Here is a 15627-nt window from a genome sequence, read left to right on the forward strand (position 1 = left end):
CGCCGCCACAGGAGACGGCGGCCTCAAGGCTGCCCCAACCGCAGACCCTTCGCTCGATGACCCGGAATCGGGTGGACCCAGGGCAGCGGGTATCTAGCCGCAGAAGCGGCAGGATCGGACGGAAAAGCCCGGTGTTTCCTACCCCAGCTTTGGGGAGGAAACACCGGGCTTCTGTGCGTCAGGAAGCGGGGCGTGCCGGCGTCCGCAGATCAGGCTGGATCCAGCCGTCAGGCCGGGTTCAGCCCCCGGGTGGCCGGTCCTTCGAGCAGTTCTCCACTGGCGGCAAAACGCGACCCGTGCAGCGGACAGTCCCAGGATGTTTCGGCGTCGTTCCAGGTAAGAATTCCGTGCAGATGCGGGCAGATGGCGGACCGCCGGGTAGTGACTCCATTTACCGTGCACACTGCCACAGGCGACCCTCCTTCCCGCACAACAACGCCGAGCCCCTCGCCCGGTGCGGCATCGGTGGTGCGGGCCAGGCCGCCGGCCCAGCCGCTGACCATCTGAAGGCCTACCTCGGCGTTGTCCTTGACGGTGGTCACGGCGTCCGGAACACTGATCCGGGCTTTGAAGAGGCCTCCCGCAGGGTCGGGCCGGCCCAGGATCCGGGAACTGATAGAGAGGGCGGCAGCCACACCATTGGTCATTCCCCACTTATTGAATCCGGTTGCCGCGTAGATCCGCCGTCCCAGCACCGGAAGCTCGCCAACATACGGAACGGCCGCCGCCGGCTGGTAGTCCTGTGCCGACCATTGATAGCGGGCTTCTTCCACACTGAAATGCTCCTGAGCCCAGCGTGAGAGGCCGGTCAGTCTGTCTCTGGTGTGCGCAGCCCGCCCCACCGGATGCCCGTTTCCGCCCGCCAGAAGGTACTTGGTGCCTCCTGCCTCCGCCGTCCGGAGCGACTTGGCAGGCTGATCCACGGAAAGATACATATCCTCCGGCACGGGACCCGTAATCGGGAAAGCCGCCGCATAGGAGCGCATTGGCTTCACGACGGCGAAATATCCTCCGCGGTCAAGAATCGGGATGCCTGTCGCCAGAACCACCGAGCCGGCGTCCAGATCTCCCGCGGCAGTGACCACCCGCACCCGTTCTCCGGTATGCAGCACTTCCGTGACACGTGATCCTTCCACCAGCACCCCGGACCGCTGTCTCAGTTCCGCCGCCAGCGCACCGAGTGCCTCCAGCGGATGAAACTGCGCCTGGTCCGGGAGTTTCAGGGCTGCTTCAACAGGGAACGGGAGTTCAGTTTCGACGCTGCTTTGGACCGGCAGTCCCGCGGCACGGCAGGCATCCCGTTCCTCCACGACCGCGGCGGCCCCCTGCGCGCTGACGGCGTAGGTCCAGGCATCCCGGGTCTCATAGCTGACGCCCGCATCGGCGCAGAACTGCAGCAGCCAGTCCTGACCGCGCCGGTTGGCGTTGACGTACTCGGTTGCGGTGCCGGTGTTGTGGTGCTTCGCCACCCCGGAGACCACGCTGCCCTGCAGGAGACTGACTTTTGCGGTCGTGTTGCCGGTGGTAACGGCGCCTACCGTGCGGGCTTCCAGCACGGCCACGCGCTGGCCGCTCCTTGCCAGTAAGACGGCGGTCACCAGGCCTGTCAGTCCGGCGCCGACGACCACGGTGTCGAAGGACGATTCGGGGACAAAGGTGTCGGTGGGGATAACTGGTGCGGTGTCGATCCATAGCGATGGCATGGGGGTCCTTCCTGCTGGAGCTCCAGCCCACAGGGTCGCAGGCCATCCGTCAAGGCTCCTGCGGGGCTCTTGTGAGGTAACCGCAGGGTGAATAGTAAGCCTACTTCCCAACCAACAGCCGCTGTGCAAGAGTTAAATGCGTACGATTACGGGCCTCCGTATGGCCGGAGTCCACGCTCTCCGCCGGAGTTAGGAGTTGGCCATGTCATACGCAAGCAGCAGTCAAGGACTTTCAGCCCGAAGGACAAGCGCCCAAGTGGCAGCCCTTGTTTTTGGAATTATTTTCCTGGTAATCGGCGTACTTGGTTTCATCCCCGGGATAACCGCCAACTACAGTGCGCTCTATTTTTCCGGCTACGATTCGGAAGCCGTCCTGCTGGGAGTCTTTCAAGTTTCCGTGCTCCACAACGTGGTCCACCTGCTCCTCGGGTTCCTCGGGCTGTGGATGGCCAGAACGCATTCATCCGCCAAGACCTACCTGATCGGTGCCGGTGTCCTTTACCTGCTCCTGTTCCTCTACGGGTTGATCATCCCGCTGAACGGGGCCTGGAACTTTGTGCCGTTCAATTGGGCCGACAACTGGCTGCACCTTGGCCTGGGGGCAGTGATGATCATTCTCGGATTCGTCCTTGGATCAGACAACACCCGGCGTACCAGCGGCAGCCGGGGATCGCCTGGAGAGGGACAGATTCCCAACTAGCAGCAGGAAATCCCGGAAAAGGCACGGCTGGAAAGCCGTGCCTTTTGCTGTTTTCTCCGTCCGATGTCTTCACGGTAAATTAGACAGCACCCTTAGAAAGGAGGGCTGGGTCTGTGTCGAAGAAGCTGTCTCACGCCGTTCTCTGCCCGTTGTGCACCAAGGATGCGCCCGCTGCTGACCGTTCTGCCGGGGGTGGCGCATGATCCGCCCGGTGCAGCTCGGGCCAGACCCGCTTTCCCATAGTGACGGCGCTGCCCTCACCGACCTGGGAACGCTGGCTGCTGAAACCAATGGTTCAGCCGTCGCCGCCCTGGAACTGATCAAGCCCGCCACCGCCAACGCTCCGCTTCCCGGGCAGGGGTCAACGCTCCGGCTTTGGGAGCTGCTGGCGACCCTTGGCGCGGCGGACCTCACCGCAGCCAGAGTGATTGAGCCGCACCTGGACGCCGCGGCGATCCTCGCCCAAGCCGCTGACGAAGCAGGCACAGGCAAATATGCCACAGAAGGAATAGACCCATCCGCCGGCGCCTGGGGGGTTTATGCCGCTGAGTCATCCGGTACCGTCCTGGTGGCGGACAAGCACGACGGCGGCAGCTGGCATCTGTCCGGCACGAAACCCTGGTGTTCCCTGGCTGCCCAGCTGGACTACGCGGTAGTCACCGCCCACACAGGGCCGGAGTCCCGGCGCGCATTCGCCGTCGACCTCCGGAATCCCGGCGTCCGGGCAGGACAGGGGCTGTGGGTGAGCCGCGGCCTTGCTTCAGTTGAGAGCAGCGCGGTTGACTTCTACGACGTTCCCGCCGTCCCGGTGGGCGCGGACAACTGGTACCTGGAACGCAGCGGGTTCGCCTGGGGCGGGATGGGGGTGGCTGCCTGCTGGTACGGCGGAGCGGTGGGGGTTGCCCGCCGGATAGCCAAGGCCAGCCGCCAGCGCCAGCCGGACCAGATTGCCCACATGCTGATTGGTCAGGCGGATGCGTCCCTGCATGCTGCCCGGCAGGTGCTGGCCGCTGCAGCCGCGGACATCGATGCCGGCCGCGCGGACGGTGCTGCCGGCGCCGTCCTGGCCCACCGTGTCCGCGCCGTCACAGCCGGGGCTGCCGAACGGGTACTCGCAGCCGCCGCGCACGGACTTGGCCCTGGGCCATTGGCTGCGGATGAGGAGCACGCCAGGCGAGTTGCTGACCTCCAGATCTACGTCCGCCAGCATCACGCCGAACGGGACCACGCCGCGCTGGGGAAGGCGCTCCTGGCCGAAGGCGGAGATCCATGGTGACCTTTACGCACCAGGACCCAACCCGAAGCGAGGAAGCCTGGCTGGAACTGCTGAGCGGTGTACCCGATCTGGAACAGATCCTGCCTCAGCGTCCACGGCGTCTGGTGGTTCTTGCAGCGCATCCGGACGATGAGACGCTGGGGGCAGGCGGTCTGATTGCGTCCCTGGCGGCTACCGGAACCGCCGTCGACGTCATTGTGGCCACAGCGGGGGAGGCCTCGCATCCGCACTCACCGACCCACACCCCCCAGGTGTTGTCCGAAGTGAGGGAGAAAGAGCTGCGCGGCGCCGTCGAGCAGCTTGCCCCCGGGGCCAGTGTCCGGCTGTTGGGCCTTCCCGACGGAGGCCTGGCCGGGCACCGCCAGGAACTGGCCCGGGTCCTGGCCGGGCTGGTGGCAGATGGCGGGGACGATGTGTGGCTGGCTGCTCCGTGGCGCGGTGACGGCCATACGGATCATGACACGGCCGGGGCCGTTGCCGCTGAGGTCGCCAAGACCATGCGGATTCCCCTGCTCGAGTACCCGATCTGGCTGTGGCACTGGGGAGCGGCGGCAGACCTTCCTGAAGGCCTGCATCTTTTCGGGCTGGATGGCACCTCGGAGAACCGTAAGAGTTTTGCGATGGCCGCCCACCACAGCCAGGTGGCCCCGCTCTCGGATGCTCCCGGAGACGAGGCGCTGCTGGCTCCGGACGTCCTTGAGCATTTCAGGCGACCGTTCGAAGCGTTCATCCTCACTGTTCCGCGGACAGCGCGGCGGGTCTTCGAGGAGCTCTATGCAGCCTCCTCGGATCCGTGGAACTTTGAGGAGAGTTTCTACGAACACCGCAAACGTGCACTGACCCTGGCGATGCTGCCGCGGGAGCGTTTTGCCCGGGTCTTCGAACCGGGCTGCTCCATCGGGGTGCTCACCGCGGGTTTGGCTGCGCGGTCGGACTCTGTGGTGGCCATGGACATCAGTGAACGGGCCCTTGTACTGGCCCAGGAACGCCTGGCTGGAACCGATGGCGTGGAGTTGGTTCAAGGCTCCATCCCTGCGAACTGGCCGGAGGGCAGCTTCGATCTGGTGGTAATTTCTGAAATCGGCTACTTCTTGACTGCCGGCCAGCTGCAGGAAACGGCGAAGCGCGCTGCCGCGTCCTTGACGGAGGAGGGTGTGCTGCTGCTATGCCACTGGCGGCATCCGAATGACGGTTGGCCGTTAACCGGAGATGACGTGCATGCGGCATTCCGTGCCGGCAGCGGGCTCCGGATCCTGGCAGAACACTGCGAGGAGGACTTCCGGATTGATGTCCTGACGCGCCCGCCGGTGCGCTCCGTGGCCCAGCGCGAAGGCCTGCTGTGACGCCACGCCACACCGGCGTCGTTATTCCAGCCCGTAACGAGGAAGAGCTCCTGCCCCGTTGCCTGGCAGCGGTAGCGGCAGCCGTGAAAAGCGCGGAATCTGAAGGTCCCGCACGGGTCAGCGTCGCCGTCGTTCTTGACTCCTGTACTGACCGCTCCGCGGCGGCTGCAGCAAAGGCAGGCCGTGACCACGGGCTGGAGCTGCACCTGTTGGAGACGGCAGCCGGGACGGTGGGCGCAGCGCGGGCGCTGGGTGTTGAGGCGGCGGTGCGGCTGGGGGCCCAATGGATTGCCAATACGGACGCGGACACCGTGGTGCCCCGTAACTGGCTTCTGACGCAGCACCAGCTGGCAGAGGCGGGCTACGGCCTTATCCTGGGCACGGTGGTTCCCGACTCCGCCGATCTGACTCCGGAGCACCTGAGCATCTGGCATTCGCGCCATCAGCTGGGCGAAAACCATCCGCACGTGCACGGTGCCAACCTCGGGTTCTCTGCCGAGTCCTACGCCGCCGGCGGCGGATTCGCTTCCGCAGCTGTGCATGAGGACATCCAGCTCGCCGAACGGATCAAAGCAGCGGGGGTGCCCTGGCTGGCCACTGACTGGATTCGGGCGGTGACTTCCGGACGCCGCGACGGCCGGACCCCCGAGGGATTCTCCGGGTTCCTCCGGCAACTGCTCAATTGATCCGTCCCACGCTGGGGGGCTATGGTGCAGGACTGCCGGGCTGGTTAGCGTGGGTGAATGGATACTTCAGAAATTCAGCAGCAGATCCAGGCACTGGTGGAGCGCGAACAGGCGCTGCGTGACGCCGGCCCTGCCGCGGACCCGGACCAGCATGCCGAGCAGCTCCGACAGGTAGGTGAACAGCTGGACCAGTGCTGGGATCTGCTGCGGCAGCGCCGGGCCCGCCTGGAGGCAGGCGAAAACCCGGATGATGCAGCCGTGCGGCCCGTGAGTGAAGTCGAGGGGTACCGCCAGTAAGGTCCTGTGGTCAGCGGGTGAGGGACCGCACCAGTGCCGCTGCGCCCACCGTCCGGCGGAACGGGCTGCGGCCGCCGAAGGCCTCGCCGGCGGCCCACCACATCATTGCCGCCTGGCTGGCCCGGTGCAGCAGGCTGCGGTAGCGCGGCGTCAGCGCCATGCCCGAAGCCGCGCCGAAACCGGCCCAGGCCAGCAGCGGCAGGTTAGGCGGCAGGAAGACAGTCTGCCTGCCGGCACGGTCGCGGAAAAATCCTGTGATGGCCATCCTCAAGCGCCTTTCCTGGTTTTTTTGCCGGCAGATTTCGCTGCTGGTTTCTTGGCTCCGGCTTCCTTCTCCGGTACGGCCCCGGACTTCTTTCCTCGGTTCTTCTCCACGCTTCGGCGCAGGGCTTCCATCAGGTCAAGGACCTTGCCGCCCTCTTCCTCGGATTCTTCGCCGAAGGTCTCCTGGGTATCGAGGGCTTCACCCTTTTCCAGCTTCGCTTCAATGAGCGTGCGCAGCTGCTCCTGGTACTCATCGGTGAAGCCGGAAGGGTCAAAATCGGAGCTGAAAGACTCCACCAGTGCCGAGGACATCTCCAGTTCCTTGGCCGAAATGCGGACGGTCTCCTCCAGCGAGGGGAAGGCCGCCTCCCGGACTTCGTCCTCCCAGAGGAGGGTCTGGAGGGTCAACACGTCGCCGCGGACCCGCAGTGCACCCAACCGGCTCTTCTGCCGCAGCGAGAACTGCACAATGGCGGTGCGCTCTGATTCCTCCAGGGTGCGGCGGAGCAGCACATAAGACTTGGTGGACTTCGAATCCGGCTCCAGGTAGTAGGTGCGGTCAAAAAGGATGGGATCCACCTGGTCACTGGGGACGAACTCCACCACTTCAATCTCCCGGCTCTTCTCGACCGGCAGGGACGCGAGGTCTTCATCGGTCAGGACGACCGTCTGCTCGCCATCGTCGTAGGCCTTGGCGATGTTCTTGTACTCCACCACTTCACCGCAGATTTCACAGCGGCGCTGATACCGGATGCGGCCGCCGTCCTTTTCATGCACCTGATGCAGGCTGACGTCGTGATCCTCGGTGGCCGAATAGACCTTGACCGGCACGTTGACCAGCCCAAACGCTATGGCACCCTTCCAGATGGCTCTCATGTACCAAGTGAACACCAAGCAGGCTGAGAGTTGCCAGACTTTGGCCGGACCTAAGTCCCCCGGGCGCAGCACGGTCTTTCCCGCCCACCCTTGGCGTCCGGTGGGCGCGTGCATACCCTGTGAGCAGTTTTCCGGTGCTCAGGCCGGCGCATCCGCCAAAGACCAGGTGACCACCCCAACCCGCCGGGAGCAGCCATGATTCAGGAAGCAGACCTTGAAGCACTCCGCGGGAGTGTCCGCGGCATCGTGAGCAGGCCCGGCGAGGCCGCCTACGCGGAAGACACTGCAGCCTACAATCTGTCCCAGGTGCACCGGCCGGAGGTTTCCCTGGGGGCGCTCGACGCCGATGACGTCGCCAACGCGGTGGCCTGGGCTGCGCAGCGCGGAGTCCCGCTCGGCGTGCAGGCGACCGGGCACAGTGCTTCAGCACCCATGGACGAAGGGCTGCTGATCAACACGTCCCGGCTGCAGAACGTTGCCGTGGACCGTGCGGCGGGAACGGTGACGGTGGGGGCGGGAGTCCGCTGGGCCGCTGTCCTGGAGGAACTGGTGCCGCTGGGCCTCACCGCTGCCCACGGTTCAAATTCCCGTGTGGGAGTGGTCGGCTACACCCTTGGGGGTGGACTTCCGCTCATGGGCCGGTCCCTCGGATTCGCAGCGGATCATGTGCGCAGCTTCGAGGTGGTCACGCCGGATGGAACGGCGCGCCGTGTTGATCCGGACCAGGAGCCGGAGCTGTTCGCCGTGCTGCGCGGCGGCAAGGGAAACTACGGAATAGTCACCGAAATGACCTTTGGGGCAGTGCCGCTCGGCGAGTTCTACGGCGGGCAGATAGTGTTCCCGGAAGAAGCCGCCGGGGAGGTGCTGGAGGCCTTCCGGCAGTGGGCGCCGGACCTGCCGCATGAGGCATCCGCGTCGCTGGCCTTTATGCATCTTCCGGACGTCCCTTTTGTTCCGGCAGAGCTCCGCGGGACCGCACCGGTTCTGCTGCGCTTTGGTTTCTTCGGCAGCCAGGAAGCGGGCAGTGCCCTGCTCGCGCCAATGCGCATGCTTCCAACGCTGAGGGACACGGTGAGCCCGATGGACTACGCCGCCGTGGATTCCATTCATGACGATCCCGCGGGTCCCCTGCCCAGTGTGGAGCGCGGCATGCTGCTCGCGGACTTCGGGGAGGAGGGTGCAGCGGAACTCCTGCGCCACATCGGCCCCGGTTCGGGCACACCCCTTGTTATGGCCGAACTTCGACTGCTGGGCGGTGCCCTGGCCACGCATCCCGCCGTGCCGGATGCGGTGTCCGGCCGCGGCGCCGGTTTCCACCTCTTTATCCTGGGAATCCCGGGGCTCCCCGCGGAAGACGCCGTCGAGGCAGCCCTGGTGCGGCTGGCCACGGGATTCGAACCCTATGCCGTCGGCAGCCTGATTAACTTCCATGGCCCGGCGGGGGATGAACAGGACAGGTCCCGTGCGTGGGGGCCGGAAGCATATGAGCGCCTGCGGTCGGCCAAAGCAACCTGGGATCCGCAGAACCTCTTCCGGTACGGCCATGCCGTTCCACCCCTTGGTTTAATGGACTCAGCAGCCGGCTGAGCTTCAGCCGGCGGTGTCGGCAGGCAGGGCAAGGCACGAAATGAACGGACAAAGCCAGATCCCCGGTGAGCTGAGCGTGGGGCAGGTGGCAGACCGAAGCGGCGTAGCTGTGTCTGCGCTGCATTTTTACGAACGGCAGGGCCTGATCCAGAGCCGCCGGACCGCCGGAAACCAGCGCCGCTTTGACCGCTCGGTGCTTCGGAGAGTGGCAGTGATCCGTGCGGCGCAGCGGGCCGGAATTCCGCTGTCCCATATCGCCTCGGCACTGGCGGAACTGCCCCACGACGGCGTTCCGGACCAGGCGGACTGGCAGCGCCTCTCGGCGGCCTGGCGCCAGGACCTGGACAGCCGGATCCACCAGCTGGAGGCCCTGCGGGACAGGCTCGGCGGGTGCATCGGATGCGGCTGTCTTTCCCTGGCTGAATGCGGGTTCGTCAACCCGGACGATGCCTCCGGGCTGCATTCGCACGGTGCACCCCTGCTGGAACCGGAAATTTGACCTCAACTAATGTTGAGGTTCTACGCTAAGGGTATGACTTCAACGGCAGTTACCAACCCTGTGGTGGATGAATTCAAGGACGCGTTCCGGGGCCATCCCGCCGGCGTCGCAATCATTACCGCCTCGGGGTCCGACGGTCCGGTGGGACTTACGGCCTCATCAGTCGCGTCCGTGTCCGCTCTCCCGCCCATCCTGGCGTTCTCACTGGCCTCGACCCAGGGGACCGCCGGTGTTATCGCTGCCGCTGACACCATTGTGGTCCACCTGCTCGGTGCCGATAATGCTGGCCTGGCGGCACTCTTTGCCGCACGCGGCGCAGAACGTTTCGGTCCGGACCTGGAATGGGACACCCTGCCCGGCGGTGAGCCGCTGCTGAAGGGGGTGCCACGTGCGCTGCTCTGCCGGGTGCTGTCCCTGACCCAGGCCGGAAGCTCGACCCTCGTCGCAGCCGCTGTGCAGGAAATTTACACCGGTCCGGCGGCCGCGCCCCTGGTCTACCACGACCGGACGTACCACCGCCTGAGCACGGACTCGGCTCTCTAACAGGTCCCTGACACGCCAGTACTAGGCCAGCGCCCGGGCGGCTGCGCCGGTCAGGGCTTCGGCGACCCGGGAGAGGGCGGGGAGATCCACCCGCCACTGCTGCCAGAACAGCGGGACGTCGAGGGAGTGGCCGGCGTCGAGCAGTATCAGCGAACCGTCCGTCAGCAGCGGTGCCGCCTGGAGGTCCGGGAGCACAGCCCAGCCAAATCCCAGCCGCGCTGCCTGCAGGAAGTCCCAGGATGCCGGAACGAAGTGGTGCGGCGGAGCCAGGCCGGGTCCGAAGCAATCTGAAAGCAGCCTTTGCTGCAGGGAGTCCTTGCGGTTGAACACCAGCATGGGTGCTGCGGCGGCGGAAGTGCGGTTCCAACCATCCGGAAGCCAGCGCCGGGTGAAATCCGGGCTGGCCACGGGGAGGTACCGCATAGTGCCCAATGCCTCTACCGAGCAGCCCTGCACCGCTGCGGAACTGGAGGTGACGGCTCCCATGGCCGTGCCGTCGCGCAGGCTCTGCGCAGAGTAGTCCTGGTCCTCCAGGGTGAATTCAAAACTGATGTCCTGCAGCGGGGCAAGTGCCGGCAGCACCCACGTTGCCATTGAATCCGCGTTGATGACCAGCTGCACCCGTGGCCGCCCGGCGTGCTCACCCAGTCCCAGCCGCCGCGCGGCGTCGGCCTCCAGAGCCGCGCTCTGCCGGGCCAGCCGGAGCAGGACAGCCCCGGGTTCCGTGACTGCGGCCGGCTTCCCGCGGCGGACCAGGACGGCGCCCACCTGCTTCTCCAGTCCCTTGATTCGCTGGCTAACGGCCGAGGGCGTGAGATGCAGGGCCGCGGCAGCCGCGTCGAATCCGCCGTGGTCGATCACGGCGCACAGCGCACGCAGCTGTTCAGAATTCAGGTCCACATTAGCGATTCTAAACTTCCGTAAAAACTTTTAGCTGGTTTTACCCCTCGGTTTTCACTTAGCGTCGCAGAGTGACCACAGTCGATTTGTCTGCCTTCTTCACCGGCCTGGGCAGCGGCCTGGCCCTTATTGTCGCGATCGGGGCGCAGAACGCCTTTGTGCTCCGGCAGGGTATCCGCCGGGAGCATCTGTTCCCGGTGCTGGCGGTGTGTATCCTCAGCGACGCCGTGCTGATTCTGCTGGGCACGGCAGGGATCGGAAAGCTGACGGAAACCGCGCCGCTGGTCCTTGATGTGATCCGCTGGGCAGGAGCCGCGTTCCTGCTGGCCTACGCCGTCCTGTCCTTCAGGCGTGCCATCCGGCCGGCTGCGCTGGAGGCCACAGGCGGTGGACGCCGAACAGTGGCCGCGGCGGTCCTCACCTGCCTGAGTCTGACCTGGCTTAATCCGCACGTGTATCTGGACACGGTGGTGCTGCTGGGCTCCTTGGCGGCTTCCCAGGGCCCTGAGGGCCGGTGGGTGTTTGCAGCCGGAGCTGTCGCGGCCAGCACCCTGTGGTTCAGCGCGCTCGGATTCGGGGCGCGGCTGCTGGCCCCGGTGTTTGCCCGGCCCATTGCCTGGCGGGTCCTCGATCTGGCTATCGGCGTTTTTATGGTGGTGCTGGCCCTCAGCCTGATGCGAAGCTCACTGTGACCGGCAGCATGCACGGAACGGTGGTAGGCTCCCCGGTAATCTGCGGCCGCTGCGGGCCACAACAACCGGGGGGCAGGACATGGGGACATCACAGCTGCTGGGTGCGCGCCAACGGCGGAAAAGGCCCGCCGCGGCTTGGGCGGCCCTGGCGGCAGCGGCTGGACTGCTGCTGGGTGGCTGTTCAGCGACGCCGCCCCCGTTCGGCATTTTCGACACCGAAGCCGGTGAACAGGACGTTCTCCCCAGATGGGTCAGGCTGGAGGTCGGCGGCGAAGAGGTCCGGTACCTGACCTCGAACGAGACGGCGCGCTACTACGTTTCCCGCAGCAGTACCGACCACTGTCTGGTGGTCGTCTTCGAAGACCGGGATGAAAGCTGGTCCGCCGCTTGCAATGGCGGGCTCGGAAGCGGCCTGGTAGTCGAAAGTACCGCGCCCGGCAGTCACACGGCCCTGGTGGTGGATGGCTACGCCGAAAGGAACAACATAGCCGAAGAAGGATGGCAGCAGCTGCACGAGAACGTGCTGGTCAAAGCCGGAAAGTCCGCTCCCTGAGATTTTCGTCAGTCGTCCGGGCGGATACGTTTGACGGGAGTGATTTCTCTTCAGAACGTCCGAAAGGAGTGCCATGTCCGATTACTTCGCGGGCGATGAACGGTCCATGCGTGAGCGGATGCAGGCGGGTGAAATGTACATCGCCGATGACCCGGAACTCGCCGCCGACAGCCGGCGGGCCATTTCGCTGGCCGACCGGTACGCCCGCCTCTGGCCCCAGGACCCCGATGCTGCCGCCGGACTGCTTCACGAACTGCTCGGCACGATCGGTGAAGGAACCGAGGTGCGCCCGCCGCTCTACGTCGATTACGGGAAGTACATCAGCATTGGTGCGCGGACGTTTATCAATTACAACTTCACCGCCCTGGACGTCGCGCGGATCACCATTGGCGATGACGTGCAGATCGGGCCGAATATCCAGCTGCTCACCCCCACCCATCCGCTGGAGCCGGGACCGCGGAGGGACAAGCTGGAAGCTGCCCGGCCCATCAGCATCGGGAACAACGTCTGGCTCGGCGGCGGCGTGATCGTACTGCCCGGTGTCAGCATCGGGGAGAACACGGTGGTGGGTGCCGGCGCCGTCGTCACGAAGGACCTGCCGCCCAACGTCGTCGCCGTTGGCAGCCCGGCACGCATCGTCCGGGAACTGGACGCAGACGCCTAAGGCGGCCGTTACCTACCGTGGGAGAGGCGGGAAGGATATTTCCGCCTTCGTCGAGACAGGAGAACCAGGAATGGGTCAGATCAGCGTTGGCACGGAAAACAGCACCTCCATCGACCTGTACTACGAGGACCACGGCTCCGGGCAGCCCGTTGTCCTGATCCACGGCTACCCCCTGGACGGGGCCTCGTGGGAAAAGCAGACGGCGGCACTCCTCGACGCCGGTTACCGGGTGATCACGTACGACCGGCGTGGTTTCGGCAAGTCCTCGAAACCCGCCACCGGCTACGACTATGACACCTTCGCTGCGGACCTCGATGCCGTGCTCACCACCCTGGACCTCCAGGACGTTGTCCTGGCCGGTTTCTCCATGGGAACGGGAGAAGTGGGACGCTACCTGGGCACCTACGGCTCGGCCCGGATCGCCAAGGCTGCCTTCCTCGGGTCCCTGGAACCGTACCTGCTCCAGACCGAGGACAACCCCACCGGCGTTCCGCAGGAGGTCTTCGACGGCCTGGTCGAGGCAGCCACCGCGGACCGGTATGCGTTCTTCACGGAATTCTTCAAGAACTTCTACAACGCCGATGACCTGCTGGGTACCCCGCGGCTCAGCCAGGAGGTCATCAACGCCGGCTGGAACCTGGCAGTGTCCGCAAGCCCGGTCGCCGCGGTTGCGGCGCAGCCGACCTGGCTGACCGATTTCCGCAAGGACATCCCCAAGATCGATGTGCCGGTCCTGATCGTCCACGGCACGGCAGACAACATCCTGCCCATCGATGCGACCGGACGGCAGTTTGCCAAGGCCCTGCCGTCCGCCGACTACGTGGAAATCGAGGGAGCGCCGCACGGCCTGCTGTGGACGCACGCTGCCGAGGTCAATGAAGCGCTGCTGAAGTTCCTCGCCAAGTAGGTAACCGCCCTCCCGGGCCCGGCGGCTTGGGATCGGTTACTGTTTGCTGCATCAATGGGGGAGGGGCCGGCGACGGCGGGTGCCGGGATGCCTGAGGCGCCCGCCCGCCGGTCACCCCGGGCCCCCGTACGACGAAGGGGATGGGTGCACGATGACCAGCAGGCGGAGCGACTTCGATCCACGGTACGACGAGGCGTATCAGCGTGGCGGCAATGCCGGGGATTTCCGGGACGCTGCCCCGCAGGCGCCACAGGTGATCGAAATCAGCGATGTCCCGCAGCACCAGGCCGGCGCCACGCCCCAGGCATGGGCAGATCTGGAGTTCCGGCAGCGCAGGTACCGGAGGATCGTCTGGGCGCTGGCCGGCGGACTGCTGGCTCTGGGCCTTTTTGGCCTCTTCGCGGACCTGGTCTTTCCGCCCGATCCTGCCTACATGCAATCAAACAACTACGGCTATATGACGGAGCACTGGTCCACCAGGCTGCGCTACGCGGCGCCGAATCTGATCAATCTGGGTGTCCTCGCGGCCATCGTGCAGCTCGTTCTGGAACAGCTGCAGATTTTCCGGCTCCGAACCGGCCGCTGAACCGGCGCCTGTACCGGCACTCGCGCTAACCCTGAATTACCCGCCCAACACAACAAGGAGAACCCATGAGCAGGAAAAAGACCTTCAAGGACCTTACGGCAGAGCAGAAGAAGGGACTGGGGATTCTCTCCGCCGTCCAGTTTCTGCTGGCAGGTGCTGCCCTGGTGGATATCTGGCGCCGCCCCCGGACGGAAATCCGTGGTTCCCGGGCCGCGTGGAGTGCTGCCTGCGCAGTGAACTTCGTCGGCCCGCTCTCGTACTTCGTGTTTGGCCGCCGCCGCTCCTAGCCCTTGGGCTGGGTGGAGTATTCCGGCCACGGGACATTCCAGTCCCCGTAACCGTCCCACATGGCCGCCGGGCCAACGCCCGTGTTCAGCACCTGCACCAGGTCTCCCGGCTCAAACGTGTCGTAAAAGTACTTGGCGCCTTCAGGTGACATGCCGACGCAGCCGTGGGAAACGTTGATGACACCCAGTGCCCCAATTGCGCCCGGAAGTGCTTCGTGCACAAACACTCCGCTGTTGGTCAGCCGGCTCGCCCAGGACGCATCGAAGGGTTCGTAATACGCCGGATCGCCCGGCTTCAGCCCGATGCTTTCGGCCCGGAACGGCAGCGTCGCGTGCTGGCTCATAACCACCTGATAACCGCTGGGTGAGGGCCATTCCTCGTCCCCGAGCGTCACCGGGAAGCTGCGGGTGAGCTGCCCGTCGATGAAGACCTGCATGGTTTTGGTCAGGTTATCAACGACGGCGATCCTGCTGTTGTGCACCGAGAAGGTCCGCGTCTCGTTGAAGTTCCCGATCATCGAGTTGCCGAAGTCCACGCCGAACAGGGCCATGTCCACGGTCACGGTGGAGTTCGGTTCCCAGAAGGTCTCCGGCCGGTAGCGGACCTTGGTGTCGGAGATCCAGTAGAACGCGCCCGTCTGCGCGCTTGAGCTGGTGACGGTGATGGCCTCTTCGACGGCGGTTTTGTTGGTTACCGGTTCGCTGAAGTTGATTTCGATGGGGTGGCCGATGCCAACCACGGATTTATCCAGCGGACCCATAAAGGCGTTGGCTTCGTGCGGAGGGGTCACGGTGTGGAACGTCTGCGATGAGGTTGTGGTTTTACCGTTGGTGTCCGCGAGCGTGAATTCGAAGGTGTACTCGGTGTTGAACTGCAGCGGCTCGGACGCAGTCCATTCAGTCTTCGCGCCGGACAGGTCGCCGGAGACTCCGGCGCCGCCGCCGCGAGGGGTCAGGGTGACGGAATCGATGGTCCCGTGTTCAACCTTGAGCGTAGGAACTGTGACGGGGTTGACCTCCACCGCCTGGTCAGCCGGTTCGGCTGTGAACTCCACGGGGACTGCGGGAGCCGCGGATTCACTGGGCGAGGAGGAGGGGCCGGAGGTCTGGGCGGAGGAATTCCCGCCCTCGAAGGCGCCGCTGGCAACGGCCACACCCACTGCCCCGCCGACCACCAGCACAGCTGCCGCTGCGGCCAGGGCTATCCACCGCTTACGGTTGCTCTTTTCCTGCACTATTCTTCCCCTACGTTCGTCTCTGGCTG

The 15627-nt window shown here is 65.4% G+C and carries 19 protein-coding genes; 14 read left to right on the plus strand and 5 right to left on the minus strand.

Features of this window, described 5'->3' with window-relative positions; translation table 11 throughout:
- Window positions 1–227: 227 nt before the first annotated feature.
- On the minus strand, window positions 228–1703 hold the full coding sequence (locus H9639_RS06220) for an FAD-dependent oxidoreductase (RefSeq protein ID WP_191807237.1): 1476 nt from the start codon (window positions 1701–1703) through the stop codon (window positions 228–230).
- 202 nt (window positions 1704–1905) lie between these two features.
- On the opposite strand from H9639_RS06220, the gene H9639_RS06225 reads away from it, so the two are divergent.
- From H9639_RS06225 to H9639_RS06245, 5 genes are all read left to right on the plus strand, one after another.
- Window positions 1906–2403 carry a DUF4383 domain-containing protein gene (locus H9639_RS06225; RefSeq protein ID WP_191807238.1) on the plus strand — a complete coding sequence of 166 codons (498 nt, stop codon included), beginning with the start codon at window positions 1906–1908 and terminating at the stop codon, window positions 2401–2403.
- Between the two features lie 199 nt (window positions 2404–2602).
- Window positions 2603–3679, plus strand: coding sequence for an acyl-CoA dehydrogenase family protein (locus H9639_RS06230; RefSeq protein WP_191807239.1), 1077 nt, complete (start codon window positions 2603–2605; stop codon window positions 3677–3679).
- A complete protein-coding gene (locus tag H9639_RS06235) occupies window positions 3673–5022 on the plus strand; it encodes a bifunctional PIG-L family deacetylase/class I SAM-dependent methyltransferase (protein WP_191807240.1) in 1350 nt (449 codons plus the stop codon). Before H9639_RS06230 ends, H9639_RS06235 begins: the two co-directional genes overlap by 7 nt.
- Entirely contained in the window at window positions 5019–5708 is a 690-nt protein-coding gene (locus H9639_RS06240) for a glycosyltransferase (protein WP_191807241.1), read from the plus strand. Before H9639_RS06235 ends, H9639_RS06240 begins: the two co-directional genes overlap by 4 nt.
- A gap of 57 nt (window positions 5709–5765) precedes the next feature.
- A complete protein-coding gene (locus H9639_RS06245) occupies window positions 5766–6005 on the plus strand; it encodes a DUF2630 family protein (RefSeq protein WP_191807242.1) in 240 nt (79 codons plus the stop codon).
- Between the two features lie 10 nt (window positions 6006–6015).
- Here H9639_RS06245 and H9639_RS06250 read toward each other — a convergent pair whose 3' ends face one another.
- Together H9639_RS06250 and ku are read right to left on the minus strand one after the other, a co-directional pair.
- On the minus strand, window positions 6016–6270 hold the full coding sequence (locus H9639_RS06250; protein ID WP_191807243.1) for a hypothetical protein: 255 nt from the start codon (window positions 6268–6270) through the stop codon (window positions 6016–6018).
- Between the two features lie 2 nt (window positions 6271–6272).
- Entirely contained in the window at window positions 6273–7145 is an 873-nt protein-coding gene (ku, locus tag H9639_RS06255; protein WP_191807244.1) for a non-homologous end joining protein Ku, read from the minus strand.
- 195 nt (window positions 7146–7340) lie between these two features.
- On the opposite strand from ku, the gene H9639_RS06260 reads away from it, so the two are divergent.
- Genes H9639_RS06260 through H9639_RS06270 form a run of 3 tightly spaced genes read left to right on the plus strand, consistent with a single transcriptional unit; the run spans window position 7341 to window position 9774 of the window.
- Window positions 7341–8732, plus strand: coding sequence for an FAD-binding oxidoreductase (locus tag H9639_RS06260; protein WP_191807245.1), 1392 nt, complete (start codon window positions 7341–7343; stop codon window positions 8730–8732).
- Window positions 8733–8772: 40 nt separating this feature from the next.
- Window positions 8773–9231 (plus strand): redox-sensitive transcriptional activator SoxR, encoded by a 459-nt coding sequence (soxR, locus tag H9639_RS06265; protein ID WP_191807246.1) that lies wholly within the window; start codon window positions 8773–8775, stop codon window positions 9229–9231.
- A gap of 33 nt (window positions 9232–9264) precedes the next feature.
- A complete protein-coding gene (locus H9639_RS06270) occupies window positions 9265–9774 on the plus strand; it encodes a flavin reductase family protein (RefSeq protein ID WP_191807247.1) in 510 nt (169 codons plus the stop codon).
- 21 nt (window positions 9775–9795) lie between these two features.
- Here the strand turns inward: H9639_RS06270 and H9639_RS06275 are convergent, their stop codons facing one another.
- The gene (locus H9639_RS06275) at window positions 9796–10674 is read right to left on the minus strand and encodes a LysR family transcriptional regulator ArgP (protein WP_191807248.1); all 879 of its coding nucleotides are present in this window, start codon (window positions 10672–10674) and stop codon (window positions 9796–9798) included.
- 71 nt (window positions 10675–10745) lie between these two features.
- On the opposite strand from H9639_RS06275, the gene H9639_RS06280 reads away from it, so the two are divergent.
- From H9639_RS06280 to H9639_RS06305, 6 genes are all read left to right on the plus strand, one after another.
- Window positions 10746–11366 carry a LysE/ArgO family amino acid transporter gene (locus H9639_RS06280; RefSeq protein WP_191807249.1) on the plus strand — a complete coding sequence of 207 codons (621 nt, stop codon included), beginning with the start codon at window positions 10746–10748 and terminating at the stop codon, window positions 11364–11366.
- A gap of 79 nt (window positions 11367–11445) precedes the next feature.
- The gene (locus tag H9639_RS06285; protein ID WP_191807250.1) at window positions 11446–11919 is read left to right on the plus strand and encodes a hypothetical protein; all 474 of its coding nucleotides are present in this window, start codon (window positions 11446–11448) and stop codon (window positions 11917–11919) included.
- A 73-nt stretch (window positions 11920–11992) separates the two neighbouring features.
- On the plus strand, window positions 11993–12583 hold the full coding sequence (locus H9639_RS06290; RefSeq protein ID WP_191807251.1) for a sugar O-acetyltransferase: 591 nt from the start codon (window positions 11993–11995) through the stop codon (window positions 12581–12583).
- Between the two features lie 70 nt (window positions 12584–12653).
- Window positions 12654–13490 (plus strand): alpha/beta fold hydrolase, encoded by an 837-nt coding sequence (locus tag H9639_RS06295; protein ID WP_191807252.1) that lies wholly within the window; start codon window positions 12654–12656, stop codon window positions 13488–13490.
- Window positions 13491–13641: 151 nt separating this feature from the next.
- Window positions 13642–14076 carry a hypothetical protein gene (locus H9639_RS06300; protein ID WP_191807253.1) on the plus strand — a complete coding sequence of 145 codons (435 nt, stop codon included), beginning with the start codon at window positions 13642–13644 and terminating at the stop codon, window positions 14074–14076.
- Between the two features lie 65 nt (window positions 14077–14141).
- On the plus strand, window positions 14142–14363 hold the full coding sequence (locus tag H9639_RS06305; RefSeq protein ID WP_191807254.1) for a PLD nuclease N-terminal domain-containing protein: 222 nt from the start codon (window positions 14142–14144) through the stop codon (window positions 14361–14363).
- On the opposite strand, the gene H9639_RS06310 is transcribed toward H9639_RS06305, so the two are convergent.
- Complete coding sequence (locus H9639_RS06310; RefSeq protein ID WP_191807255.1) at window positions 14360–15598, minus strand: L,D-transpeptidase; 1239 nt, start codon at window positions 15596–15598, stop codon at window positions 14360–14362. The two genes, H9639_RS06305 and H9639_RS06310, sit on opposite strands and share 4 nt — an antisense overlap.
- Between the last annotated feature and the right edge of the window lie 29 nt (window positions 15599–15627).

The organism is Arthrobacter gallicola (assembly GCF_014836775.1).
GTDB lineage: Bacteria > Actinomycetota > Actinomycetes > Actinomycetales > Micrococcaceae > Arthrobacter_B > Arthrobacter_B gallicola.